General features: G+C 64.2%; 19 protein-coding genes. 14 read left to right on the top strand and 5 right to left on the bottom strand.

Annotated features, from left to right (window positions below):
- The first annotated feature begins 28 nt into the window (after nt 1-28).
- Both AvAM_RS15745 and AvAM_RS15740 read left to right on the top strand, forming a co-directional pair.
- The gene (locus AvAM_RS15745; protein ID WP_137747919.1) at nt 29-316 is read left to right on the top strand and encodes a hypothetical protein; all 288 of its coding nucleotides are present in this window, start codon (nt 29-31) and stop codon (nt 314-316) included.
- Between the two features lie 199 nt (nt 317-515).
- Complete coding sequence (locus tag AvAM_RS15740) at nt 516-893, top strand: HNH endonuclease (RefSeq protein ID WP_137747918.1); 378 nt, start codon at nt 516-518, stop codon at nt 891-893.
- Here AvAM_RS15740 and AvAM_RS15735 read toward each other — a convergent pair.
- Both AvAM_RS15735 and AvAM_RS15725 read right to left on the bottom strand, forming a co-directional pair.
- A complete protein-coding gene (locus AvAM_RS15735) occupies nt 872-1,078 on the bottom strand; it encodes a hypothetical protein (RefSeq protein WP_137747917.1) in 207 nt (68 codons plus the stop codon). The two genes, AvAM_RS15740 and AvAM_RS15735, sit on opposite strands and share 22 nt — an antisense overlap.
- A 712-nt stretch (nt 1,079-1,790) precedes the next feature.
- Nucleotides 1,791-2,858, bottom strand: a complete 1,068-nt coding sequence (locus AvAM_RS15725) for an AI-2E family transporter (protein WP_137747916.1) — start codon at nt 2,856-2,858, stop codon at nt 1,791-1,793.
- 239 nt (nt 2,859-3,097) lie between these two features.
- Here AvAM_RS15725 and AvAM_RS15720 point away from each other — a divergent pair, with 239 nt between their 5' ends.
- From AvAM_RS15720 to AvAM_RS15700, 5 genes are all read left to right on the top strand, one after another.
- Nucleotides 3,098-5,977 (top strand): 2-oxoglutarate dehydrogenase E1 component, encoded by a 2,880-nt coding sequence (locus AvAM_RS15720; RefSeq protein ID WP_137747915.1) that lies wholly within the window; start codon nt 3,098-3,100, stop codon nt 5,975-5,977.
- A gap of 52 nt (nt 5,978-6,029) precedes the next feature.
- On the top strand, nt 6,030-7,304 hold the full coding sequence (gene odhB, locus AvAM_RS15715) for a 2-oxoglutarate dehydrogenase complex dihydrolipoyllysine-residue succinyltransferase (RefSeq protein ID WP_137747914.1): 1,275 nt from the start codon (nt 6,030-6,032) through the stop codon (nt 7,302-7,304).
- Between the two features lie 90 nt (nt 7,305-7,394).
- Complete coding sequence (gene lpdA / locus AvAM_RS15710) at nt 7,395-8,822, top strand: dihydrolipoyl dehydrogenase (RefSeq protein WP_137747913.1); 1,428 nt, start codon at nt 7,395-7,397, stop codon at nt 8,820-8,822.
- An 84-nt stretch (nt 8,823-8,906) separates the two neighbouring features.
- On the top strand, nt 8,907-10,004 hold the full coding sequence (gene zapE / locus AvAM_RS15705) for a cell division protein ZapE (protein WP_137747912.1): 1,098 nt from the start codon (nt 8,907-8,909) through the stop codon (nt 10,002-10,004).
- A complete protein-coding gene (locus AvAM_RS15700) occupies nt 10,001-10,702 on the top strand; it encodes a hypothetical protein (protein ID WP_137747911.1) in 702 nt (233 codons plus the stop codon). Before zapE ends, AvAM_RS15700 begins: the two co-directional genes overlap by 4 nt.
- Before the next feature lie 142 nt (nt 10,703-10,844).
- Here AvAM_RS15700 and AvAM_RS15695 read toward each other — a convergent pair whose 3' ends face one another.
- A complete protein-coding gene (locus tag AvAM_RS15695; protein ID WP_137747910.1) occupies nt 10,845-11,651 on the bottom strand; it encodes a PP2C family serine/threonine-protein phosphatase in 807 nt (268 codons plus the stop codon).
- Nucleotides 11,652-11,807: 156 nt separating this feature from the next.
- Here AvAM_RS15695 and AvAM_RS15690 point away from each other — a divergent pair, with 156 nt between their 5' ends.
- Both AvAM_RS15690 and AvAM_RS15685 read left to right on the top strand, forming a co-directional pair.
- Nucleotides 11,808-11,963, top strand: coding sequence for a YdcH family protein (locus tag AvAM_RS15690; protein WP_375708159.1), 156 nt, complete (start codon nt 11,808-11,810; stop codon nt 11,961-11,963).
- Nucleotides 11,963-14,023, top strand: coding sequence for an ATP-dependent DNA helicase (locus tag AvAM_RS15685; RefSeq protein ID WP_137747908.1), 2,061 nt, complete (start codon nt 11,963-11,965; stop codon nt 14,021-14,023). Before AvAM_RS15690 ends, AvAM_RS15685 begins: the two co-directional genes overlap by 1 nt.
- Here the strand turns inward: AvAM_RS15685 and AvAM_RS15680 are convergent.
- Complete coding sequence (locus tag AvAM_RS15680) at nt 13,986-14,783, bottom strand: outer membrane protein assembly factor BamD (RefSeq protein WP_137747907.1); 798 nt, start codon at nt 14,781-14,783, stop codon at nt 13,986-13,988. The two genes, AvAM_RS15685 and AvAM_RS15680, sit on opposite strands and share 38 nt — an antisense overlap.
- Before the next feature lie 195 nt (nt 14,784-14,978).
- Between AvAM_RS15680 and dnaE the strand changes: the two genes are divergently transcribed.
- The 3 genes from dnaE (at nt 14,979) to clpA (ending at nt 21,391) form a co-directional block, all read left to right on the top strand.
- A complete protein-coding gene (gene dnaE, locus AvAM_RS15675; protein WP_137747906.1) occupies nt 14,979-18,518 on the top strand; it encodes a DNA polymerase III subunit alpha in 3,540 nt (1,179 codons plus the stop codon).
- Nucleotides 18,519-18,616: 98 nt separating this feature from the next.
- Nucleotides 18,617-18,985 (top strand): ATP-dependent Clp protease adapter ClpS, encoded by a 369-nt coding sequence (clpS, locus tag AvAM_RS15670; RefSeq protein WP_029414237.1) that lies wholly within the window; start codon nt 18,617-18,619, stop codon nt 18,983-18,985.
- A 57-nt stretch (nt 18,986-19,042) separates the two neighbouring features.
- Nucleotides 19,043-21,391, top strand: coding sequence for an ATP-dependent Clp protease ATP-binding subunit ClpA (clpA, locus tag AvAM_RS15665; RefSeq protein ID WP_137747905.1), 2,349 nt, complete (start codon nt 19,043-19,045; stop codon nt 21,389-21,391).
- 221 nt (nt 21,392-21,612) lie between these two features.
- On the opposite strand, the gene AvAM_RS15660 is transcribed toward clpA, so the two are convergent.
- A complete protein-coding gene (locus tag AvAM_RS15660) occupies nt 21,613-22,971 on the bottom strand; it encodes a lytic murein transglycosylase (RefSeq protein ID WP_137747904.1) in 1,359 nt (452 codons plus the stop codon).
- 213 nt (nt 22,972-23,184) lie between these two features.
- Between AvAM_RS15660 and sbcB the strand changes: the two genes are divergently transcribed.
- Both sbcB and AvAM_RS15650 read left to right on the top strand, forming a co-directional pair.
- A complete protein-coding gene (gene sbcB / locus AvAM_RS15655; protein WP_137747903.1) occupies nt 23,185-24,630 on the top strand; it encodes an exodeoxyribonuclease I in 1,446 nt (481 codons plus the stop codon).
- A 158-nt stretch (nt 24,631-24,788) separates the two neighbouring features.
- Nucleotides 24,789-26,036, top strand: a complete 1,248-nt coding sequence (locus AvAM_RS15650; RefSeq protein WP_137747902.1) for a cystathionine gamma-synthase family protein — start codon at nt 24,789-24,791, stop codon at nt 26,034-26,036.
- Nucleotides 26,037-26,190: the final 154 nt, after the last annotated feature.

Here is a 26,190-nt window from a genome sequence, read left to right as displayed (position 1 = left end):
CCACGGCATCACCTTCTGGAGATACACCATGCGATCCAACCGCCTCTTCGCCATTGCTGCCATCGCCTGCGCAGCCGCCGCTGGCGCTTTCATGTCGGCAGCCGTTTCCACCCGGGATTTCATCGTGAGTGCCGCCCGCAGTGGCTGGGCTCGCCTCAGCACCTGGCTGGAGCCCTCCCGTGAAGGTTTGCCCAAAAGCCAAGCCCCATCGAAACCGCGCGTGGCGCTGGTGATGGCCAAGGCCTTCGTGCTGCGCCTGGCCAAACGCGAACGCCCCCGCGTCACCCCGCGCTGGCGCATGTGCCCATCCGCGTGATGCTGGTTGAGCGCACTTCAAATTGAAGAGGCCCGCACTGCGCGGGCCTTTTTCGTTAGAATTTGGTCGTTCGGGTCCGCGACCCCGACCGCAGAAGCTGGATGGCTCTGCATAGCCGGTTTAAAGCTGATGCCCGGCGCCCGCGACCGAGGCGGATGCACCGGCGGGAATAGCTTGTTCAACCAAGTCTGTTCCTGCCATGAAGAAACTGGCCTCACTTCGCCGCAAGGCATTCCAAGCTCAAAACTGCCGTTGCTTCTACTGCCAGCTTCCCATGTGGGACGGTGATGGCGAAGCCGAGTTTGTGGAGCGGTACCACCTCACCGTGGCCCTGGCCCGTCTTCTGCGGGCGACCGCAGAGCACCTGGAAGCTCGCCAGGATGGCGGCCGGGACACTGCGGCAAACATCGCTGCAGCGTGCTTTCACTGCAACTCCATGAGGCACAAAGGGCGCCCGCGTGCAGCTCCTTCGCCAGTGCAGTACCGCAATCGCGTGCAGGCCAGGATCGCAGCGGGCAAGTGGCACCCCGCAATCAAGCACCTGCAGAAGGCCGATCAGGCTGGCATAGTGTCGTAGTCAGCCAGCAGCATTTCCGTGCCGTCATGGGCCACCAGCACGCCGGCCGTCGTTGCCGACACCTCAACTGGGCGGTCAAAGAACTTGCCTTTCGTGAGCTTGAAGCCGGGCAGCGAGGAGCCACCGTAGCGCTGGGCCAGTTCGAGGTCATAGGCCTGCTTCTGGGTCAGAACCAGTTTCTGCACGGTGGTCCCTGGATGCGTCTTCCAGTGCACGCGGAATGCGTTCGTCACCCGGCGACGGATCACTGCCATGTCGGGGTTGTGAGGGGGGAGGTCAACGATGTTTTGGGCTGCCATGCGTCCGATTTTGCCTACGCCGCAGCGGCTGATGGCTTGGCGCGGCACTGTTTTTGCATCCAGTGATGCAAAATCCCGGGATGCTTTCAGATCAAGTTGTTCAGGCGGTGATCGCCACCACGGGCCCGGCGGCGATCTGGCTGTCCCAGGCGCGAAGCCTGCAGTTTCGTCGGTGGGCCAGCGTCATCGGCATGGCCAGTCAGCCGTTTTGGTATCTGGCGCTAAAGGACAGCCCACATTGGGGGATCATTGTTGTGGCTGTGGTGAGTGCCATGGGCTGGGCTATGGGGTTGTGGGTTCACTGGCTGGCGCCGAGGGCGCCGGGCGGCGTTGGCACAATACAGCTACCGCCGGACAGCAGGCGCCCGTGAGTTCTATTGCGGCTGGGTAGCTCAAATGGTAGCGCGCTCGCAACACATTGATTTGCAATAAAAAATTCGGCCTTTTAATCCGTTGGTCACTGGTTCGAATCCAGTACGTCCTACCACCAATTCATTGCACGCTTTAAGGTGTGCAATTTCAAAGGCCTCCCTGCGGAGGCCTTTGTTTTTTCGGCTGGACTGATTGCAAGCGCCGCCGAAGGTGGCAGCGTTTTGCGTTACGGGCTGCTCGTGGAGTCGGTGTGGCTCGGGGCAAAAAGGTCCCAGCTGGCCATGAACAGCGCAGCGATGACGGGGCCGATCACAAAACCTGTCAGGCCGAAAAGTCCCATGCCTCCCAGGGTGGAGATAAGCACGATGTAGTCGGGCATCTTGGTGTCCTTGCCGACCAGGATGGGGCGCAGGATGTTGTCCACCAGTCCAATCACGCCGATGCCAAAAGCGGTCAACACGGCGCCTTGCCACACGGCTCCGGTCGCCAGGAAGTAGATGGCGACGGGCACCCAGATCAGGCCTGCGCCCACGGCGGGCAGCAGCGACAGGAATGCCATCAGCACGCCCCAGAGGACGGGGCCCTGAATGCCCAGTGCCCAGAAGATCAGGCCGCCCAGCGCGCCTTGGGAGGCGGCCACCACAATGTTGCCCTTGACCGTGGCGCGGATCACCGTGGTGAATTTGCTGACCAGTTGCCGTTTGTGGGCGTCGTCCAGTGGCGTGGCCTGGCCAATTCGCTGCGCCAGGCTCGCGCCATCACGCAGCAGGAAAAACAGGAGATACAGCATGATGCCGAAGCCAACGAGGAATTCCAGGGTGTTCTGGCCAATGCTCAGCGCTTGCGTCGCCACGAATTGGCTGGCCTGGACGGCGACGGAGGAGAGCTTTTGCTGCAACTCCCCGATGCTGGTGAGATTCAACCGGTCCAGCAGATTAGCGGCCCATGCAGGCAGGGCTGCAATCACTTGCTGCAGATACAGCCCGAAATTGAGCTGGCCTGAGCGTACCCGCTCGTAGATGACGCTGGCTTCCTGGACCAGCGACACGGTGATGGCCGTCATCGGCAGGATCACGATCACCAGACACAGCCCCAGTGTGCACAAAGCCGCCAGGGTAGGGCGCTTGGGCATGCGCTTGAGCAGCTTGCGGTGCAGTGGGGCAAACAGGATGGCCAGAATGACGCCCCAAAAGACGGCGCCGTGAAACTGCCAGAGGATGGCCCCGAAGGCGATGGTCACAGCAATCAGCAGCAGCAGGAAGGCTTTGTCTTGGAGGTGGTTGGGTGTCGTCATGTCGCTTCGAAGCAATGGGATACCCGGAATGTACGCGAGGCCCGAAAGCGTCAACTTGCCCATGCCTGCAGAGATGCGCATGCCCCCTTGGTTGGGCGATTGCCTGTTCGGTGGCACAATACCGCCCGTACCAAGGCCCTTCCCCAGCCACAGTCGCATCCGCCAATCGGTTCAGCCGTGTCGCGGAAGGTTTCTCAACCAGCTAATGCTTTCCCAAGGAAAGCGGAGGTCAGCGGAATATGAGCGATACGACATCCGTCTATCAAGCCTACCAAGGCAACACCTACCTCTTCGGCGGCAATGCGCCCTATGTCGAAGAGATGTACGAAAACTACCTCGCCAACCCAGGTAGCGTGCCAGACAACTGGCGCGAGTACTTTGATGCGCTTCAGCATGTGCCCGCAGTGGACGGCAGCAACGCCAAGGACGTCCCCCACCTGCCCGTCATCAATGCCTTTGCAGAGCGCGCGAAGCAGGGCGGCACCAAGGTTGTTGTTGCCACTGGCGCGGACTCTGAGCTGGGCCGCAAGCGCACCGCAGTTCAGCAGTTGATCGCCGCTTACCGCAATGTGGGCCAACGCTGGGCCGACCTGGATCCGCTCAAGCGCACCGAGCGGCCCGCGATTCCCGAACTTGAACCGTCTTTCTACGGCTTCAGCGATTCTGATCAGGAAGTGGTGTTCAACACCAGCAACACGTTCTTCGGCAAGGAGTCGATGCCGCTGCGCGAGCTGATCAATGCCCTGCGCGAAACGTATTGCGGCTCCATCGGTGCCGAGTACATGTATGCCACCGACCAGAATCAGAAGCGCTGGTGGCAGGAAAAACTCGAAAAAATCCGCAGCAAGCCCAGCTTTGGCGTGGAAAAGAAAAAGCAGATTCTCGACCGCCTGACGGCTGCCGAGGGTCTTGAGCGTTTCTTGCACACCAAGTACGTTGGCCAGAAGCGTTTCTCCCTTGAAGGGGGCGAAAGCTTCATCGCCGCGATGGACGAGCTGATCCAGTCTGCGGGCGCCAAGGGCGTGCAGGAAATCGTGATCGGCATGGCCCACCGCGGCCGCCTGAACGTGCTGGTGAACTCCCTGGGCAAGATGCCTGCGGACCTGTTCGCCGAATTCGACCACACGGCCCCTGAAGACCTGCCATCGGGCGACGTGAAGTACCACCAGGGCTTCAGCTCGGATGTGACCACCCCCGGCGGCCCGGTCCACCTGTCGCTGGCGTTCAACCCCTCCCACCTGGAAATTGTGAACCCCGTGGTCGAAGGCTCGGTGCGCGCCCGCATGGACCGCCGTGCCGACCCCCAGGGCAAGCAGGTGCTGCCCGTGCTGGTGCACGGCGACGCGGCCTTTGCCGGCCAGGGCGTGAACCAGGAAACCCTGGCGCTGGCCCAGACCCGTGGCTATTCCACAGGCGGCACGGTGCACATCATCATCAACAACCAGATCGGCTTCACGACCTCCGATCCGCGCGACGCACGCTCCACGCTGTATTGCACCGACATCGTGAAGATGGTCGAGTCGCCCGTGCTGCACGTCAACGGCGACGATCCTGAAGCCGTGGTGCTGGCCACCCAGCTCGCCTTGGAGTTCCGCATGGAATTCCAGAAGGACGTGGTCGTGGACATCATCTGCTTCCGCAAGCTGGGCCACAACGAGCAGGACACGCCTGCCCTGACGCAGCCGCTGATGTACAAGAAGATCGGCCAGCATCCTGGCACGCGCAAGCTGTATGCCGACAAGCTGGCCGCGCAAGGCCTGGGCGAGTCGCTGGGCGACGACATGGTCAAGGCCTACCGCGCTGCCATGGACGCGGGCAAGCACACGGTCGATCCGGTGCTGACCAACTTCAAGAGCAAGTACGCCGTGGACTGGAGCCCCTTCCTGGGCAAGAAATGGACGGACGCTGGCGACACGGCCATCCCCCTGGCCGAATGGAAGCGCTTGGCCGAGAAGATCACCACCATCCCCGAAAGCGTGACGCCGCACCAGCTGGTCAAGAAGGTGTACGACGACCGCGCTGCGATGGGCCGTGGCGAGATCCCCGTGGATTGGGGCATGGGCGAGCACATGGCGTTTGCTTCGCTGGTGGCCAGCGGCTACCCCGTGCGCCTGTCGGGCGAAGACTGCGGCCGTGGCACGTTCACGCACCGCCACTCGGTCATCCATGACCAGAAGCGCGAAAAGTGGGACATCGGCACCTACACGCCGCTGCAGAACGTGGCTGACAACCAGGCTCCGTTCGTTGTCATCGACTCCATCCTGTCCGAAGAAGCCGTGCTGGGCTTCGAGTACGGCTATGCGTCGAACGACCCCAACACGCTGGTGATCTGGGAAGCCCAGTTCGGCGATTTCGCCAACGGCGCGCAGGTCGTGATCGACCAGTTCATCGCCTCGGGTGAAGTGAAGTGGGGCCGTGTCAACGGCATCACGCTGATGCTGCCTCACGGCTACGAAGGCCAGGGCCCCGAGCACAGCTCGGCACGCCTGGAGCGCTTCATGCAGCTGTCGGCCGATGCCAACATGCAAGTGGTGCAGCCCACCACGGCCAGCCAGATCTTCCACGTGCTGCGCCGCCAGATGGTGCGCGATCTGCGCAAGCCGTTGATCATCATGACGCCCAAGTCGCTGCTGCGTAACAAGGATGCGACATCGCCGCTGTCCGAGTTCACGAAGGGTGCGTTCCAGACGGTGATCCCTGAGCAGAACGACGCCATCGTGAAGAAGGCAGCCAAGGTCAAGCGCGTGATCGCTTGTTCGGGCAAGGTGTACTACGACCTCGTGAAGAAGCGCACCGAGCGTGAAGACGACGACGTGGCCATCATCCGCGTGGAGCAGCTCTACCCCTTCCCCCACAAGGCGTTTGCTGCAGAACTCAAGAAGTACCCCAACGCCACCGACGTGGTGTGGTGCCAGGACGAGCCACAGAACCAGGGCGCCTGGTTCTTCATCCAGCACAACATCCACGAGAACATGCTGGACGGTCAGAAGCTGGGCTACTCCGGCCGTGCCGCTTCGGCATCGCCTGCCGTGGGTTACTCGCACCTGCACCAGGAACAGCAAAAAGCGCTGGTCGATGGCGCGTTTGCCAAGCTCAAGGGTTTTGTCCTGACCAAGTAAGGCCAGCACCCCCTACCGAACACAGAACAGAACCCTACTGAAAGAATTCAAAATGGCTATCGTAGAAGTCAAAGTCCCCCAGCTGTCCGAATCCGTGGCCGAAGCCACCATGCTGACCTGGAAGAAGAAGGCCGGTGAAGCCGTGGCCGTGGACGAAATCCTGATCGAAATCGAAACCGACAAGGTCGTGCTCGAAGTGCCCGCACCGTCGGCCGGCGTGCTGGCAGAAATCATCCAGGGCGACGGCGCCACGGTGGTGGCCGACCAACTGATTGCCAAGATCGATACCGAAGGCAAGGCCGGTGCGGCCGCTCCTACTGCCGCTGCTGCAGCACCCGCTGCTGCCACGGCGTCGGCTCCTGCCCCCGCACCAGCGGCTGTTGGCGGCTCCAAGGGCGACGTGGCGATGCCCGCTGCTGCCAAACTGCTGGCTGAGAACAACCTGTCCGCATCTGCCGTGGCTGGCAGCGGCAAGGATGGCCGCGTGACCAAGGGCGACGTGCTCGGCGCCGTCGCTGGCGGTGCAGCCAAGGCTGCTGTGGCTGCTCCAAGCGCCATCCCCACGGGCGTGCCCACCAAGGCACTGCCTCAGGTGTCGGCCCCGGCCGCCAAGGAAGACCTGGGCGATCGTCCTGAGCAGCGCGTGCCCATGAGCCGTCTGCGCGCCCGCGTGGCCGAGCGTCTGCTGCAATCGCAATCGACCAACGCCATCCTGACCACGTTCAACGAAGTGAACATGGCGCCAGTGATGGACATGCGCAAGAAGTTCCAGGACACCTTCACCAAGGAACATGGCGTGAAGATCGGCTTTATGAGCTTCTTCGTGAAAGCTGCCGTGCACGCCTTGAAGAAGTACCCCGTGCTGAACGCCTCGGTCGATGGCAACGACATCGTCTACCACGGCTACTTCGACATCGGTATCGCCGTGGGCTCGCCCCGTGGCCTGGTGGTGCCCATCCTGCGCAACGCAGACCAGATGAGCTTTGCCGACATCGAGAAGAAGATCGCCGAGTTCGGCAAGAAGGCCGCTGAAGGCAAGCTGGGCATTGAAGAAATGACCGGCGGCACGTTCTCCATCTCCAATGGCGGCACCTTCGGCTCGATGATGTCCACCCCCATCATCAACCCGCCCCAGTCGGCCATCCTGGGCGTGCACGCCACCAAGGACCGCGCCGTGGTTGAGAACGGCCAGATCGTGATCCGCCCGATGAACTACCTGGCCATGTCCTATGACCACCGCATCATCGACGGCCGCGAAGCCGTGCTGGGCCTGGTGGCGATGAAGGACGCGCTGGAAGACCCATCGCGCCTGCTGTTCGACATCTGATCCCCTGATCGCATTGACCCACCCGCGTGGCCCGGCCTCTGGTCCTGCCCGCCGGTGGGTCTTTCTCCAACTGACTGAACGAGATTTCCCATGAGCAAACAATTTGATGTGATCGTCATCGGTGGCGGCCCCGGCGGCTACATCGCCGCCATCCGCGCCGCCCAGCTGGGCTTCAACGTCGCCTGTATTGATGAATGGAAGAACGACAAGGGTGGCCCCGCGCCCGGTGGCACCTGCACCAATGTGGGCTGTATTCCCTCCAAGGCGCTGCTGCAGTCGTCCGAGCACTTCGAGCATGCCAACAAGCACTTTGCCGAGCACGGCATCACGGCCACCGGCGTCAAGATGGACGTGGCCAAGATGATTGCCCGCAAGGACACCGTCGTGAAGCAGAACAACGACGGCATCCTGTACCTGTTCAAGAAGAACAAGGTCAGCTTCTTCCATGGCCGTGGCTCGTTCGCCAAGGCCGTTGAAGGTGGCTACGAGATCAAGGTGGCGGGCGCCGCCGAAGAAACGCTGACTGGCAAGCAGATCATCATCGCCACCGGCTCCAACGCCCGTGCGTTGCCCGGCACTCCGTTTGATGAAGAACTGGTGCTGTCCAACGACGGCGCGCTGCGCGTCGGCGCGGTGCCCAAGAAGCTTGGCCTCATTGGCTCGGGCGTGATCGGTCTGGAAATGGGCTCGGTGTGGCGCCGCCTGGGCGCTGAAGTCACCATTCTCGAAGGCCTGCCGACCTTCCTGGGTGCGGTGGACGAGCAGATCGCCAAGGAAGCCAAGAAGGCGTTTGACAAGCAGGGCCTGAAGATCGAGCTGGGCGTGAAGGTTGGCGAGATCAAGACCGGCAAGAAGGGTGTGAGCATCGCCTACACCAACGCCAAGGGCGAAGCCCAGGCGCTGGACGTGGACAAGCTCATCGTCTCCATCGGCCGCGTGCCCAATACCATCGGCCTGAACACCGAAGCCGTGGGCCTGGCCCTGGACGAGCGCGGTGCCATCGTGGTCGATGCCGACTGCAAGACCAACCTGCCCGGCGTGTGGGCGGTGGGCGACGTGGTGCGCGGCCCGATGCTGGCGCACAAGGCCGAGGAAGAGGGCGTTGCCGTGGCCGAGCGCATTGCCGGCCAGCACGGACACGTGAACTTCAACACCGTGCCCTGGGTCATCTACACCAGCCCCGAGATCGCTTGGGTGGGCCGCACCGAGCAGCAGCTCAAGGCCGACGGCGTCAAGTACAAGGCCGGCACCTTCCCGTTCCTGGCCAACGGCCGTGCGCGCGCACTGGGCGATACCACCGGCATGGTCAAGATGCTGGCGGATGCCGAGACCGATGAAATCCTGGGCGTGCACATCGTGGGCCCACAGGCCAGCGAGTTGATCTCCGAAGCCGTGGTGGCGATGGAGTTCAAGGCCAGCAGCGAAGACATCGCGCGCATCTGCCACGCGCATCCCTCGCTGAGCGAAGCCACGAAGGAAGCGGCCCTGGCGGTGGACAAGCGCACCCTCAACTTCTGATGTTTGAATAAAAAAGGGCTCCAGCGCCTGCTAGTCAAGCGCTGGTAGCTATCAAATTCATAGTATCAGAAGGGTGCCCATCCCGTGACAGTCAAACAGGCTTACCTGGCCGAGCTGGCCGCCAAAGGCTACCAAAGCGACCCGGCCCAATTGCGGGCCGTGGATGCGTTGCAGCGCTGCGCTGACGAGTGGGCGGCCTACAAGGCGCGGCGCTCCAACGCACTCAAGAAGCTGATCAACCGGCCCGAAATCCCGCGCGGCGTGTACATGTACGGTGGGGTGGGGCGGGGCAAAAGTTTCCTGATGGAGTGCTTTTTTGACGCCGTGCCCCTGAAGCGCAAGGTGCGTCTGCACTTCCACGAGTTCATGCGCGAGGTGCACCGCGAGCTGGTGGCTCTGCAGGGCACACAGAACCCGCTGGATGTGCTGGGTGAGCGCATCTCCAAGCGCTACAAGCTCATCTGCTTCGATGAGTTCCACGTGGCAGACATCACCGACGCGATGATCCTGCACCGTTTGCTGGTAGCGCTGTTCGATAACGGCGTGGGTTTTGTCACCACCTCCAATTTCAAGCCGGACGATCTGTACCCCGGCGGCCTGCACCGCGACCGCATCCTGCCCGCCATTGCACTGCTCAACGAGAAGCTGGAAGTGGTGAACGTGGACAACGGCACTGACTACCGCCGCCGCACACTGGAGCATGTGAAGCTGTACCACACGCCCCTGGGCCCCGAGGCCGATGCCGAGATGGGGCAGGCGTTCGACCAGTTGGCCGAAGTGCACGATGAAGACCCGGTGCTGCACATCGAGCAGCGCGAGATCCGTGCGCGGCGCAAGGCGGGTGGCGTGGTGTGGTTCGACTTCAAGACGCTCTGCGGCGGTCCGCGTTCGCAGAACGACTACCTGGAGATAGCCACACAGTTCCACACCGTGTTGCTCTCGGATGTGCCCTACATGCCCGTGAGCATGGCATCGCCCGCGCGGCGTTTTACCTGGCTGGTGGATGTGCTGTACGACCGGCGCGTCAAGCTCATCTTGTCGGCCGCCGTGCCGCCCGAGCAGCTCTACACCGAGGGGCCGCTGGCGCACGAGTTTCCGCGCACGGTGTCGCGCCTCAACGAAATGCAATCCAAGGAGTTCCTGGACCTGGAGCGCCGCATGGTGGATACGGGGCTCACATGATGCAGCGTGGATGTTTTGCAGCGGCGCTTACCGCCTTGCTGGTGCTGCCAGTGGCCCCTGTTTGGGCCCAGGCCACCGATGGAACGCCGGACAGCACACTGACCGCTGAGGTTGCGCACCGCAGGGCGGAGCACGACCGCATCCGCCACGAACGCGAGGCGCTGGCTGCCGCGCGCCAGAGAGATGAAGCCGCCTGCTACAAACAGTTTGCGGTGGAAGATTGCCTGCGCGGCGTTCGCACCAAAGCACGCGAAGCGGGCGACCGGCTCCGCACCCAAGAGGTGGAGTTGAATGACGCCGAGCGCAGGGAGAAAGCAGCCGAGCGCCAGCGTTCCATCGAGGAAAAGCAGAAGGCTGTGCCGCCCCCGGCATCCAGAGGGCAGGGCACAGACGCCACGGTCCGCAAGACCCCGGCAGACCCCGCAAATACCAAGGCACAGCGGGAGCACGATGCAGAGCAACGCGCGCAGTTGCAACGCAACCGGGCCCAGCAGCATGACAGCGAGCAGGCTGCCCGAGCAGCCGTTCAGGCAGACCGCGCAAGCCAGGCGCGTGTCCGCCATGCGGAAACCTTGAAGGCGGCGGACGAGCGCCGTGCGCGGGTCGAGAAATCCCAGGCCGATGCCGCAGCAAAGGGGCACCCACCTGCCGCACCGCTGCCAGCACCGACGCGGGCTGCATCCAGCCCGGCGCGTTGAGCGCCTGATAAGGATGCGGGACCAGTGGCGGCCCGCTGGCCCGTCGAATGATGGAGGTGGCTATCTCCCCCGTAGGTAACTTGGCTGCCCGGTGGCCTGTGCAGCCCTCACAACAGTGCGTAGTGGTCTTTAGAGCGTTGGGTTAGGCGCGGCCTGCGTCGATCGGCATGAGGCGTGCGATCTTCTTTTCTTCGACCAGGGCCTCTATCTTCACGATGACCAGCGACAGGTTATCGCCACCGCCCCGGGCCCGAGAGCGCGCTTTTTCAATCAGGAATTCGGTGGCTTCGCGGGGGGACAAGGAGTCCACCACCGAGGCCAACTCGGTGGGCGAGAAGTAGTGCCACACCCCGTCGCTGCAGGCCAGCAGCACATCGCCCGGTTGCAGCTGGGGAATCACATGGGTGGTGATGGGCGGATCGCTCTCGGTGCCCAGGCAGCCCACCAGGATGTTCGAGTGGGGGTGGTTGTTGGCCTCGGCCTCGGTCAGCTCGCCCCGGTCCACCAGCGCCTGGACATAGGAGTGGTCGCTGGTCCGGAACACCATGCGGGGGCCCTGGAAGTGGTAGATGCGCGAGTCGCCTGCATGCACCCAGTGGCAGTCGCCCCGGGGGTTGATGAGGAAAGCGGCAATCGTGCTGTGGGGTTCCTGCTCCGCCGAAATGGCCGTCAGCCGGATGACGATGTGGGCCTCTTCAACCATGTTCTTGAGCATGGACACCGCATCGTCGGTGTCGGGCGAGTAGCGCTCGAACAGCTGCCGCGCGGTCATCATGACCTGGTCCGATGCCTTGCGGCCACCGCTGCGGCCGCCCATGCCGTCGGCGATCACGCCCAGCACGCAGCCATTGTGCCGGTCGTGGGAGATCAGGGCGACCTGGTCTTGCTGGTATTCCCGGTCGCCCTTGTGGATGCCGGTGGACGCGATGAGGCGAAACGCTTTGGTCATGCTGGTGATTGTGGGGGCGCGCGCACAAACGCTCGTCGTGGAAAACGGGCCAAGCGCGTATTATCCGCCCGCCTGTGGCATTTTCGCCATGCTTGTGGCGCTCTTGCCTTGAAACCCAGTCTTCACTCTCCCCACCGACAACTGATCGAATTGCGCATGGAGCACGCGGATCTGAATGCGTTGATCGATCGCTGCGCACCCGATGCGGCGCCCGATGAGCTGACGTTGCGGCGGCTGAAAAAGCGCAGGCTGGCGCTGCGCGACGCCATGGACCGGCTGGAGCGTGACCTCCAGCCGCAAGAGCCAGCCTGATGGCGCTCGTGGACATGGTGTCGGAGGTGTTTGCCTCCGGTGGCGTCTTGCAACGGGCAGACACGCATTTCCAGCCCCGCGAAGGGCAGACCCAGATGGCCTGTGCCGTGGCGCGGACCATCGAAGCAGGGGGCGCCCTCGTCGTGGAGGCTGGCACCGGGGTGGGCAAGACCTTCTCTTACCTGGTTCCGGCGTTGCTCAGTGGCGAGCGTGTGCTGCTGTCCACCGCCACCAAGGCACTGCAAGACCAGCTTTTTGCACGCGACCTGCCCTGGTTGGTGGACACGCTGGGCATGCCGGTACGCATGGCGTTGCTCAAGGGCCGCTCCAGCTACCTGTGCCTGTACCGCATGGAACTGGCGCGCCAGGACGTGCAGGCGCAGGATCGGGGCGTCGCGCGTGTGCTGGCCAAGGTGGAGGGCTGGTCGCACCACACCCAGTCTGGCGACCTGGCCGAGCTGACAGGACTGGATGATCGCTCGCCCGTGATTCCCCTGGTCACCTCCACCCGTGAGAACTGCCTGGGGTCGCAGTGCCCCCGGTTCCGTGAATGCCATGTGCACAAGGCGCGGCGCGAGGCGCTGGCGGCCGACATTGTGGTCATCAACCACCATCTGTTTTTTGCCGATGTGGCGGTGCGCGAGTCGGGCATGGCAGAGCTGTTGCCCACTGTGCGCGTGGTGGTGTTTGACGAGGCGCACCAGATCAACGAGACAGGGGTGCAGTTTTTGGGCACCCAGTTGTCCACGGGGCAGGTGATGGATTTCAGCCGGGACCTGTTGGCAGCAGGCCAGCAGCACGCCCGCGGCCTGGCGGACTGGGTGGGGCTGTCCCGCCTGGTGGAGCTGTCGGCGCGGGACCTGCGCCTGGTGGCCGGTGCGGCGCCCGGTGGCGCCAAACTGCGCTGGACGGACGAAACCCCGGAGGGGATTCCCGAAGGCGACTGGCGCGATGCCCTGCGCCGCGTGGCGCTGGCTTGTGTGCAGGCCCAGGAGGCGCTGGACACGGTCAGTGAAATTGCGCCGGACTTTGTGCGGCTCTATGAGCGAGGCTCGGAGCTGCTGGCGCGGCTGGCCCGGTTTTCAGCCCCTGCTGACGCTGAGGGGGTGCGGTGGGTTGATGTGGGGGCGCAACTGCGGCTGGTGGCGTCCCCGCTGGACATTGCTGATGCCATGCGCACGCGCCTGTTGGCGGCGCCTGCAGAGGCTTCGGAGAACGAGGAGGGCGACGGATGGCCCGAGGCCCCTGCCGCAGGCCCGGGACGGGCGTGGATCTTCACGTCGGCGACCCTGGGAGATGACGATCGGCTGAGCTGGTTCACCGAGCGGGCCGGGCTGCAGGAGGCCGAAATCCTGCGCGTGACCAGCCCCTTTGACTATCCCGCCCAGGCCGCGCTGTATGTGCCCCGCCAGCTGCCTGCGCCAGCCGACCCTGCGCACAGCCCGGCGCTGGCGCAATGGGTGGGCGATGCTGCCGAGCGGCTGGGGGGGCGCACCCTGGTGCTCACCACCACCTTGAAGGCTTTGCGCACCGTGGGCGAAGCCCTCCAGAAGCGGTTTGCATCGTCAGGCGCCCTGGAGGTGCTGGTGCAGGGCGAATGGCCCAAGCGCAGGCTGATGGAGCGTTTTCGGGAGGGGGCCGGGCATGGTCAGCCGGGGTGTGTGCTGGTGGCGTCTGCCACCTTCTGGGAAGGGTTTGACGTGCCCGGGGATGCGCTGCAGCTCGTGGTCATCGACAAGCTGCCTTTCCCGCCACCCGGCGACCCATTGGTCGAAGCGCGCACCCAGCGCATTGAAAAGACCGGGGGGAAAGCCTTCAAGGCCTATGCATTGCCGGAAGCGGCCGTGGCGCTCAAGCAGGGGGCCGGGCGCCTGATCCGGCGAGAGTCGGACCGGGGCATTCTGGTGGTGGGGGACACCCGCCTTGTCACCATGGGCTACGGCAAGCGCCTGCTGGCTGCATTGCCGCCCATGCGGCGGCTGGAATCTGAAGAGGCTTTTGGCGAAGCCCTTCAGGCGTTGCTTACCAGACCTTCCACCACGGATCCGACTTGCCCTTGAAGCCGCCGCTCAGGTAGGGGCTCTGGGGGTAGGACTTGTCCATGACGCGGCGCGCATCGTCGCGCAGCTGGGTCATGCCCAGGGCGTCATAGGACTGGATGAGGATGTACAGCGCTTCTTCCAGCGCTGGCACGCCCTGGTAGTCGGCCACGGCCACCTGGGCGCGGCTGATAGCGGCCACATAGGCACCACGCTGGAAGTAATAGCGGGCCACATGCACTTCGTACTGCGCGAGCGAGTTGACGATGTAGGTCATGCGCTGGCGCGAGTCCTGCGCGTAGCGCGAGTCAGGGAAGCGGGTGACCAGTTCGCTGAAGGCCTCGAACGAGTCCTTGGCGGCTTTCTGGTCGCGCTCGGACAGGTCCTGGCGGGAGATGAACGAGAACAGCCCCAGGTTGTCGTTGAAGTTCACCAGGCCCTTGAGGTACAGCGCGTAGTCGAGCGCAGGGCTGGCGGGGTGCAGCTTCATGAAGCGGTCCAGCGTGGCGATGGCCTGGGCTTTTTCGCCAGCCTTGTAGTGCGCGTAGGCCTTGTCGATCTGGGCCTGCTGGGCCAGAGGCGTGCCTGCGGCACGGCCTTCGAGCTTTTCGAGCAGGGGAACCGCCTTGTCATAGGCGCCGCTGCTCATTTCGTCCTTGGCTTCCGAGTGGATGCGGTTGGGGCTCCAGCCAGCCGTTTTGTCTTCGGTGGTGCTGGAGCAGCCTGCCAGCAGACCAGCAAGCAGCAGGGCGGAAACGAGGGGCAGAGGGGCACGCAGCATCGCAAGCAGCTTTCAGCAAATGAGGGAACAGGTGCACACAAGGCTTTGTGCGGCCGGGGCGAACGTTGCGCTTCCGGCCCAAGGCCCACGGGCATCTTGAACAGACAAGGCATTGTACTGGTGGCTGTAATCGCCCAGCGGCGCCGTGAGCCCGGCTTTCGGCCAGGCGGGTGCGGGGCTTTCTACAATGGCTCCATGTTTGTTCACTTGCGCCTGCACACCGAATTTTCCGTCGTGGACGGTACCAATCGAATCGATGAGGTGGCCAAGGCGGCCGCCAAGGACGGCCAGCCAGCCTTGGCCATCACCGATCTCAACAACCTTTTTGGCGCGATCAAGTTCTACAAGGAAGCCCGTGGCAAGGGCGTCAAGCCCATCCTGGGGGCTGAAATTTTCCTGGAAGGCGAAGCAGGGGCCGCACCATCGCGCATGATCGTGCTGGTGCAAAGCCGTCAGGGCTACCTCAACCTGTCGGAGTTGCTGGCCCGTGCCTGGACGCGCAACGTGGTCAAGAACCTGGCGCTGTGTACCTGGGCCTGGCTGGAGGAGTTGTCCGAGGGGCTGATTGCGCTTTCGGGTGCCCAGGCGGGCCCAGTGGGGCAGGCCCTGCTCAAGGGCGATGAGTCCGGCGCGGCCGACCTCGCACTGCGCCTGGCAGGGGTTTTTCCGCACCGCTTTTACATGGAGTTGCAGCGCGCCGGCCGCGTTGACGATGAAAGCCATGTCGCGGCTGCAGCCCAGCTGGCGGCGCGCCTGAACCTGCCGGTGGTGGCCACACACCCGGTGCAATTTGCCACGGCAGACGACTACGAAGCCCATGAGGCCCGCATCTGCATTGCTGAAGGCGAAATCCTGGCCAATCCGCGCCGGGTGCGCAAGTTCACCCGCGACCAGTATTTCAAGTCATCGGCCGAGATGCAGGCGCTGTTCGCCGATGTGCCCTCGGCCCTGGCGAACACGGTGGAAATCGCCCAGCGCTGCAACCTCACGCTGGTGCTGGGCAAGCCGCAACTCCCGGACTTCCCCACGCCCAATGGAATACCCATCGATGAGCATTTCCGCAATGCTTCCTTCGCAGGGCTGGAGGAGCGCCTCAAGTTGCTCTTCCCCAAAGAGACCGATCGCGACCAGCAGCGCCCGCGTTATGTGGAGCGGCTGGAGTTCGAGATCGGCACCATCCTCAAGATGGGCTTCCCGGGCTACTTCCTGATCGTGGGCGACTTTATCCAGTGGGCCAAGGAAAATGGCTGCCCCGTGGGGCCGGGTCGGGGCTCGGGTGCAGGCTCACTCGTAGCCTATGCGCTCAAGATCACCGATCTGGACCCACTCGAATACAACCTGCTGTTCGAGCGTTTCCTGAACCCTGAGCGGGTCTCGATGCCCGACTTCGACATCGACTTCTGCCAGGGCAACCGCGACCGCGTGATCGACTACGTGAAGGAGAAGTACGGCAAGAACGCTGTGAGCCAGATTGCCACCTTCGGGACGATGGCGGCCAAGGCGGCCATCCGCGATGTGGGCCGTGTCATGGACATGAGCTACACCTTCTGCGACGGCATCTCCAAGCTGGTGCCGGGCAAACCGGGCATGTCGTACACCTTGCAGTACCCGCCCGAGGTGAAGAAAGAGGGCGACAAGAACAACTACGCGCTGGAGCTGGAGCCCATGCTCTACGAGCGCGTGCGCAAGGAAGAAGACGTCAAGACCGTCATCGAGATGGCGCAAAAGCTAGAAGGCATGACGCGCAACATCGGCATGCACGCCGGGGGCGTGCTGATCGCGCCGGGCAAGCTCACCGACTTCTGCCCGCTGTATCAGCAGCCGGGCAGCGAATCGGCCGTGAGCCAATACGACAAGGACGACGTGGAGGCTATTGGCCTCGTGAAGTTCGACTTCTTGGGCTTGGCCACGCTCACCATCCTGGAGATCGCGCGCGAGTTCATCATGAAGCGCCACAAGGGCCAGGAGAACTTTGCGTTCGAGGCCATTCCGCTGGATGACGGCCCTACGTACCGGCTGTTCTCCGAGGGCAAGACCGAGGCCGTGTTCCAGTTTGAAAGCCGGGGCATGCAGGGCATGCTCAAGGAGGCCAAACCTAGCCGCCTTGAAGACCTGATCGCTCTGAACGCGCTCTACCGTCCAGGCCCCATGGACCTGATCCCCACCTTCGTGAACCGCAAGCACGGCAAGGAACCTGTGGAGTACCCACACCCGCTGGTCGAGCCCGTGCTGTCGGAGACCTACGGGATCATGGTGTACCAGGAGCAGGTGATGCAGACCGCTCAGGTGCTGGGCGGCTACAGCCTGGGCGGTGCCGACATGCTGCGCCGGGCCATGGGCAAGAAAAAGGCCGAGGAGATGGCCGAGCACCGCGAGATCTTCCGCAAGGGGGCGGCCGAGAAAGGCATCAACCAGGAGAAGGCCGACGAAGTGTTCGACCTGATGGAGAAGTTCGCGGGCTACGGCTTCAACAAGTCGCACGCCGCCGCTTACTCCCTGCTGGCGTACCACACCGGCTGGCTCAAGGTGCATTTCACCGCTGAGTTCTTCTGCGCCAACATGACCGTGGAAATGGACGACACCGACAAGCTCAAGGTGTTGTACGAGGACGCGGTCAAGCACTTCGGCATGACCTTCGAACCCCCGGACGTGAACCGGGGCAAGTACCGGTTCGAGCCGGTCACGGACAAGATCATCCGCTATGGCCTCGGCGCCGTTAAAGGCACGGGCCAGCAGGCCATCGAAGCCATGGTGGCGGCGCGCGAAGGGCGGGGCGAGGGCCCCAACGGCTCCACCACCGGCCCCTTCAAGAGCCTGTTCGATTTCTGCCTGCGCGTGGACAAGGCGCGCATGAACAAACGCACTGTGGAAGCGCTGATCAAGGCGGGTGCGTTCGATTCGATCAACATGAACCGCGCCGCGATGGTGGCATCCATCGACCGGGCTTTTGACTTTGCAGCAGCCACGCTGGCCAATGTGAACCAGGGTGGATTGTTCGACATGATGGGCGACGATGCCCATGGCTCCAGCACCCAGGAGCCGGATCTGGTGGAAGCACTCCCCTGGGGCATCAAGGAGCGGCTCACGCTGGAAAAAACGGCGGTGGGCTTTTATCTCTCCGGCCATCTTTTTGACGAGGTGGCCACCGAGGTGCGCCGCTTTGTGCGCACCCAGATCGATGAACTGCTCGACAGCCGCGAACCCCAGGTGCTAGCCGGGATCATCAGCGACTTTCGGGTGATCAATGGACAGCGGGGCAAGCTGGCCTTGTTCAAGCTGGATGACAAGTCCGCCGTCATCGAAGCATCGGCCGACGAGGCCTTGATCAACACCTACCGCAACCAGCTCAAGGAAGACGAGTTCGTGGTGATGATGGGGCGCCTGCAACTGGACCACTTCAGCGGTGGCCTGCGCGTGAAGGTGCAGCAGGTGTGGGATCTGGCGGGCGCACGCTGCCGGTTTGGCAAGTACCTGCATGTGGCGGTGGGCGACAAGTTGCCCGATGTCCCGCGACTGGTGCAGGAGTTTCCGGCCCGGCGCGAGGAAAGTGCCGAGGGCGAAGTCGCCGTGCATGGCCTGCGGGTGCGCATGGGGGTGCGCTGCAAGGCCGAGGACGCGGCGGCAGTGGCCGAGCTGCAACTGGGCGAAAACGCACGGTTTTTCCCGTCGGATGCAGCCTTGGCGGCATGGACTGCGCAGGCGGGCCCGGGGGCGGCGAGCGTGGTGTACGAATAACGCGGGGGGAGTGGCTGCCTCTGTGGCAGCCATGGCTTGAAAAATACCGGGTCAACTCCCAACTTCTTCTGCGGCAGCCCCCTGCGCGGGTCGCTAGAATGATTTTCATGGCAACAAAACCACCCTCACCCCCCACCGCGCCGCCCGTCACACGGCCTGCGCGGGATGATGGCGGTTCGGTCGTGCTCGAAAGGCGCACCCAGAAGACCCAGCCGCCCCAGATGTACCAGGTGGTCATGCTCAATGACGACTACACCCCCATGGAGTTCGTCATCGTGGTCCTGCAGGAGTTCTTCAGCAAGGACCGTGAGCAAGCCACCCAGATCATGTTGAAAATCCATCTGGATGGCAAAGGCGTCTGCGGGGTGTATTCCCGCGACGTCGCCGCTACCAAGGTGGAACAAGTGCTTGACGCCGCCCTCAAGGCGGGCCACCCACTGCAATGTGTCAGTGAACCTGTTGAATAACAGGTCTTTTGTCCCGATCTAAAGTTATCCCTTCCACGCAAGCACAAAGGAGTTCACATGATTGCCCAGGAACTGGAAGTCAGCTTGCACATGGCCTTTGTTGAGGCCCGCCAGCAGCGCCACGAGTTCATCACCGTGGAGCATCTGTTGCTTGCATTGCTCGATAACCCCAGCGCAGCGGAAGTGCTGCGCGCATGTTCGGCCAACATCGATGATCTGCGTTCATCGCTGTCGAACTTCATCAAAGACAACACCCCCCAGGTCGCCGGGACCGATGAGGTGGACACACAACCCACGCTGGGCTTCCAGCGCGTGATCCAGCGCGCCATCATGCACGTGCAGTCCACGGGCAATGGCAAGAAAGAGGTGACGGGTGCCAACGTGCTCGTGGCCATCTTCGGCGAGAAGGACTCGCACGCTGTGTACTACCTGCACCAGCAGGGCGTGACGCGCCTGGACGTGGTCAACTTCATTGCCCACGGCATCAAGAAGGGCGAGCCGCCAGAACCCGCCAAGGCTGAGAACCAGGCTGAGGGCGAAGAAGGCGGTGGTGGTGAGCGCAGCGAAAAGGCCTCGCCCCTGGAGCAGTTCACCCAGAACCTGAACCTGGCGGCCAAGGACGGCAAGATCGACCCGCTGATCGGCCGCCACTACGAGGTCGAGCGCACCATCCAGATCCTCTGCCGCCGCCGCAAGAACAACCCGCTGCTGGTGGGCGAGGCTGGCGTGGGCAAGACGGCGATTGCCGAGGGCCTGGCCTGGCGCATCACGCAGAACGACGTGCCCGAGATCCTGGCCGAGGCCACGGTGTATTCGCTCGACATGGGCGCGCTGCTGGCGGGTACCAAGTACCGGGGGGATTTCGAGCAGCGCCTCAAGGGCGTGCTCAAGTCGCTCAAGGACAAGCCCAATGCCATCCTGTTCATCGATGAGATCCACACCCTGATCGGTGCGGGCGCAGCCTCGGGCGGCACGCTGGATGCGTCCAACCTGCTCAAGCCGGCGCTCTCCAGCGGCCAGCTCAAGTGCATCGGCGCGACCACCTTCACGGAATACCGTGGCATCTTCGAAAAGGATGCAGCCTTGTCCCGCCGCTTCCAGAAGGTGGACGTGGTTGAGCCCAGCGTGGCCGAGACCATCGACATCCTCAAGGGCCTCAAGAGCCGCTTTGAAGAGCACCACAGCGTGAAGTACGCCGCTGCGGCCCTGCAGGCTGCGGCTGAGTTGAGCGCCAAGTACATCAACGACCGCCACCTGCCCGACAAGGCCATCGACGTGATCGACGAGGCCGGTGCGGCCCAGCGCATCTTGGTGCCCAGCAAGCGCAAGAAGACCATCGGCAAGGCCGAGATCGAAGAGATCGTGGCCAAGATCGCGCGCATCCCGCCCGCCAATGTCAGCAACGACGACCGCAGCAAGCTGCAGACGCTGGAGCGTGACCTCAAGAGCGTGGTGTTCGGCCAGGACAAGGCGCTCGAAGTGCTCGCTTCTTCCGTGAAGATGGCGCGCTCTGGCCTGGGCAAGGGCGACAAGCCGATTGGCTCCTTCCTGTTCAGCGGCCCCACGGGCGTGGGCAAGACCGAAGCGGCCAAGCAGCTCGCCTACATCATGGGCATTGAGCTGATCCGCTTCGACATGTCGGAGTACATGGAGCGCCACGCCGTGAGCCGCCTGATCGGCGCGCCCCCCGGCTATGTGGGGTTTGACCAGGGTGGCCTGCTGACCGAAGCCATCACGAAGAAGCCGCACGCGGTGCTGCTGCTCGACGAGATCGAGAAGGCGCACCCGGATATTTTCAACGTGCTGCTGCAGGTCATGGACCATGGCACGCTGACGGACAACAACGGCCGCAAGGCCGACTTCCGCAACGTGCTCATCATCATGACCACGAATGCCGGCGCCGAGACCATGAACAAGGCGACTATTGGCTTCACCAACCCGCGCCAGGCGGGCGACGAGATGGGCGACATCAAGCGCCTGTTCACGCCCGAATTCCGCAACCGGCTGGATGCCATCGTCAACTTCAAGGCCCTGGACGAGCAGATCATCCTGCGCGTGGTGGACAAGTTCCTGCTGCAGCTGGAAACGCAACTGGCCGAGAAGAAGGTGGAGGTCACCTTCACCGACACGCTGCGCAAGCACCTGGCCAAGAAGGGCTTCGATCCGCTCATGGGCGCACGCCCGATGCAGCGCCTGATCCAAGACACCATCCGCCGCGCGTTGGCCGACGAGCTGCTGTTTGGCCGCCTGACCGAAGGTGGGCGCCTGACGGTGGACATCGAGATGAAGACCGACGACAAGGGCGTGGAAACGCCCGAGGTGTTGCTCGACATCCAGCCGCTGCCCAAGAAGGAGCGTTCTGCCAAGTCGGAGCCTGCCGAGCCAGAAGAGGCCACGGCAGACTGACCCCGGGGGGCACCGCTGGTGGGGCGCCTTTCGGGGCGCCGCCTGACAAGCAAAAAACCCACGGTGAATGCCGTGGGTTTTTTTGTTTCTTGGCCCGCGCAGGCGGACCTTGGGTCTTTCCATCCTGCTGGGCCCCATAGAGCCCAATGCAAGGCACTTCAAACCGCGTCTCTATCCCGAGGGCCCGGTTGGGTGCTCCAGACCCGTCGATCAGCGCAGCATCAAGGGGTTTGCAGCCGCTGCAACAGCTCCACCGTTGGATAGCCGTCTGCCGCCATGCCCAAGCTGCGCTGATAGCCGCGCAGCCCGGCGCGCGTGGCAGGGCCCATCACACCGTCGGGCGTGCCCGCTGCAAAACCTTTGCGGTTCAGCGCCTCCTGCAGCGCCTGCATCTGCGTGCGGGACAAGGGCTCCAGGTCGCGCGGCCAGGCGCCGATGACAGGGGCGCCGCCGCCAATCTGGCGTGACAGCAAGGCCACTGCCAGCGCGTAGTTCACCGAGTTGTTGTAGCGCAGGATGGCCCGGAAGTTCGCTCCCACCACAAAGGCCGGGCCGCGCGCGCCCGCCGGTGCGGTGATGGAGGCCGCGCCCAGGGCTGGCAGTGGCTGGCCGTCGGCCGAGCGCACGCCTTCTGCCTCCCACTGCGCTGTGGTCTGCCGCACGGCGGGGTCGGCCCGGGCGTGGTCGAAGTGGGGCAGCAGTACTACTTCGGCGCCCCAGGTCTCGCTGGCCTGCCAGCCAGAGCGTGCAAGGAAGTGCGCGGTAGAGGTCAGCACATCGGGGATGCTGCCCCAGATGTCGCGCCGCCCGTCACCATCGGCATCCACGGCGTAGGCCAGAAACACCGAGGGCAAAAACTGCGTGTGCCCCATGGCGCCCGCCCACGAGCCCAGCATGCGTTCGGCTGCAATGTCGCCCCGGTCCACGATGCGCAGCGCCGCCAGCAGCTCGCCCTGGGCCCAGGCGCGGCGGCGCCCTTCGTAGGCCAGGGTGGCCAGCGCGTCCACGGTGCGGAAGCTGCCAAAGTTGCTGCCGTAGTTGCTCTCCATGCCCCAGATGGCGGTGACCACTGTGGCAGGCACGCCGTAGCGCGCGGCAGCGGCCTCCAGCGTGGGGCCGTGTTCGGCCAGCTTGGCCTGGCCCTGGGCTACGCGCTGGGCCGATACCGCGCTGTCGAGGTAAGCCCAGGGCGTGCGCGAGAACTCGGGCTGGGCCCGGTCCAGCTCCACCACACGCGGCTGCCACTGCGCCTGGCCCAGCACATCGCGCACCGTGTTCGGCTGGATGCCCGCCGCCAGGGCCTGGGCCGCAAACTCGATGCGCCAGGCTGCAAAACCTGCGGTGTGGTCATTGGAATCGGTCACCGATGGGGCCGCGCCTGTGGGCGCAGGGGCCGACGCAGGCACTGGATGGGGGGGCGCGGAAGGTGTGGGGGAGGGCGCGGGGACTGCAGAACAACCCGCCAGCGCCAGGCCCGCGAGCCAGACCGCCAGCGGCGTGGACCCTGCAGGCAGCGGGCGGTGGGGCGAGGCGATGGTGGGGCGGGAGTTGGTGTTGGAGTTGGGGAGGGGGCAATGCATGGCGCCATTGTCCCGCGCGGCCACGCTGCGGCCGGGCCGCAGGTGTATCACCTAGTGAACGCCATGCAGCCACGGGTTATGATTTGCTATTATTTGTATAGCTATAAAGGCATGATGGACAGGCGGTAGGGGCCTAAAAAGCCTGCAAATCCGGTTACAGTTGCGCCTCCACCCCGCCGACATCCCCGTCCCGCCCCTGTTTGCTGACCGACCATGGCTGCCCACACCTTCCTCTGGCACGACTACGAAACCTTCGGGGCCAACACGCGCCGCGACCGCCCCGCGCAGTTCGCCGCCATCCGCACCGATGCCGACCTCAACGAGATCGGCGAGCCGCTGATGATCTACTGCCAGCCGGCCAACGACTACCTGCCCGACCCTGAGGCCTGCCTCATCACCGGCATCACCCCCCAGCTCTGCCTGGAAAAAGGCCTGCCCGAGCGCGAGTTTGCCAACCGCATCGAGGCCGAGTTTGCGCAGCCCGGCACCATCGGCGTGGGCTACAACACCATCCGGTTTGATGACGAGATCACGCGCTTCATGTTCTGGCGCAACCTCATCGACCCCTATGCGCGCGAATGGCAGAACCAGTGCGGCCGATGGGATCTGCTGGATGTGGTGCGCATGACCTATGCGCTGCGGCCCGATGGCATCACCTGGCCCAAGAAGGAAGACGGCGCGCCCAGCTTCAAGCTCGAACACCTCTCCAAAGCCAACGGCCTGCTGCACGAAGCCGCGCACGATGCGCTGTCGGATGTGCGCGCCACCATTGCGCTCGCGCGCCTCATCCGCCAGCACAACACCAAGCTGTTCGACTTTGCGCTGGCGCTGCACAAAAAAGACCGCGTGGCCGCTGAGCTGCGTCTGCCCGCCACGGCCATCACGGCGCGGCCGTTTCTGCATGTGTCGGGCATGTTCCCGGTGGAGCGTGGTTGCCTGGGCGTGATGTGGCCGCTGGCCAGCCACCCCACCAACAAGAACGAGCTGATCGCCTGGGACCTGGCCCACGACCCGCGCGAACTGGCCGCGCTGAATGTGGAGGACATCCGCTTGCGCATGTTCACCCGCTCGGCCGACCTGCCCGAGGGCGTCACACGCCTGCCCATCAAGACCATCCACCTCAACAAATCGCCCATGGTGGTGGGCAATGTGAACACCCTCACGCCCGCGCTGGCGCAGCGCTGGGGCATTGACCTGGCCCAGGCAGCAGCGCATGCCGAAGTGGCGCGCAGCCTGCCCGACATGAGCGGCATCTGGCCCGCCGTGTTTGCCCGGCCTGCCGAGCCCGCCCCCGACGTGGACCAGGACCTGTATGGCGGCTTTGTGGGGAACAACGATCGCCGCTATCTGAACGACCTGCGCAGCATGTCCGGCGCCAAGCTGGCCACCGCCCGCACGGGCTTTGACGACCCGCGCCTGACCGAGCTGGTCTGGCGCTACCGGGCGCGCAATTTTCCGCAGACCCTCACGCCTGAGGAGCAAGAGCGCTGGGAGGCCCACCGCGCCGCCTGCCTGTTCGACGGGCAGGGCGGGGCGCGCACGGTGGAGCAGCTGTTCACCGAAATCGATACCTTGTCAGAGACCGCAGACGACGACCGCACGCAGGACATCCTGGGGGCCTTGTACGATTACGCCGAGCACATCGCACCGGAGCGGTAGCTCCCCCTGAGGCGCTGGCGCGCCTTCCCCCAGAGGGGGACGCACCCCGGTGGCCTGGCAAAGCCAGCTCCACGGGGGCGCTGGCGTAGAGATCGCGCCAGTGTTCGTCGTCCCGCCTTGCACGTAGACCAGTAGAAACAGAGCAGCCGCAGATTTTTATGACGACACCGCAAAACCGCAGCTTCACCACCCAGATCGTGCACGCCGACCGCCTGGGCGGCGCAGAGCAGGGCGCCATCCACCAGCCCATCCACACCTCGGTGCAATACGGCTACGAGAAGGTCGAAGACCTGATCGCCGTTTTCCAGGGCACGGCCAAGGGCGGCTTCAACTACGCGCGCCAGGGCACGCCCACCACGGCGGCGCTGGAGGCCAAGATCACGCAGATGGAGCGCGGCCACGGCACCATCGTTTTCTCCACCGGCATGGCGGGCATCTGCGCTGTGTTCCTCACACTGCTCAAGGCGGGCGACCACCTGGTGGCCAGCCAGTTCGTGTTTGGCAACACCAACAGCGTGCTGGGCACGCTGGCCGACCTGGGCATTGAAGTGACCACCGTGGATGTGACCGACGCGGCCCACGTGGCCGCCGCGCTGCGCCCCAACACCCGCATGGTGTTTGTCGAAACCATCGCCAACCCCGGCACCCAAGTCCCCGACCTGGAAGGCATTGGTGCGCTGTGCCAGCAGCACGGCCTGCTGTACGTGGTGGACAACACCGTGGCCTCGCCCTACCTGTTCCGCGCAGCCACGGTGGGCGCGGGGCTGGTGGTCAACTCCCTCACCAAAAGCATCGGCGGCCTGGGCGACGCGCTGGGTGGGTCCATCACCGACACGGGCCTGTACGACTGGTCGGGCTACCCCAACATCTTTGCCGCCTACCGCAAGGGCGACCCCAAGGGCTGGGGCCTGCAGCAGCTGCGCAAAAAGGGCCTGCGCGACATGGGCGGCACGCTGTCGTCCCACGCCGCCCACCAGCTGGCCCTGGGCGCCGAAACCCTGGCCTTGCGCATGGACCGCACCAGCGCCACGGCCCTGGCGCTGGCCCAGTGGCTGGAGGCCCACCCGGCCATCGCGCGCGTGCACTACCCACTGCTGCCCTCGCACCCGCAGCACGCATTTGCCAAAAAGCACCTCAAGGCAGGCTCGTGGCTGCTGTCGTTCGAGCTGCGCAACCCCGACCAGTGCCTGCCCGTGTGCAACCGCCTGCAGCTGCCCATCAAGGCCACAGGCCTGGCTGACACCCGCACGCTCATCATCCCGGTGGCGCACACCATCTTCTGGGAGGCCGGCCCCGCCGTGCGCGCCACCATGGGCATTGCCGACAGCATGATCCGCCTGTCGGTCGGCCTGGAAGAGGTGGAAGACCTGCTTGCCGACTTTGAGCAGGCCCTTGCCGGGGCCTGACCGCGCCCGGCCTCGTTTCACCGTGCGTGCCATCCCATGAAACCGTTCACGCTGAGCTTGTCGAATCGCCGCGCAAGGTGCACGCAGGCCCGGCCCGAACGGCTTGTGCCTGCTGCGCGCAAATAGGCACACTAGGCATCCACCGCCCACCCAC

This window comes from Acidovorax sp. NB1, assembly GCF_005405905.1.
GTDB lineage: Bacteria > Pseudomonadota > Gammaproteobacteria > Burkholderiales > Burkholderiaceae_C > Acidovorax.
The sequence above is the reverse complement of the archived record's forward strand: the minus strand, read 5'-3'. Positions and strand labels throughout refer to the sequence as shown.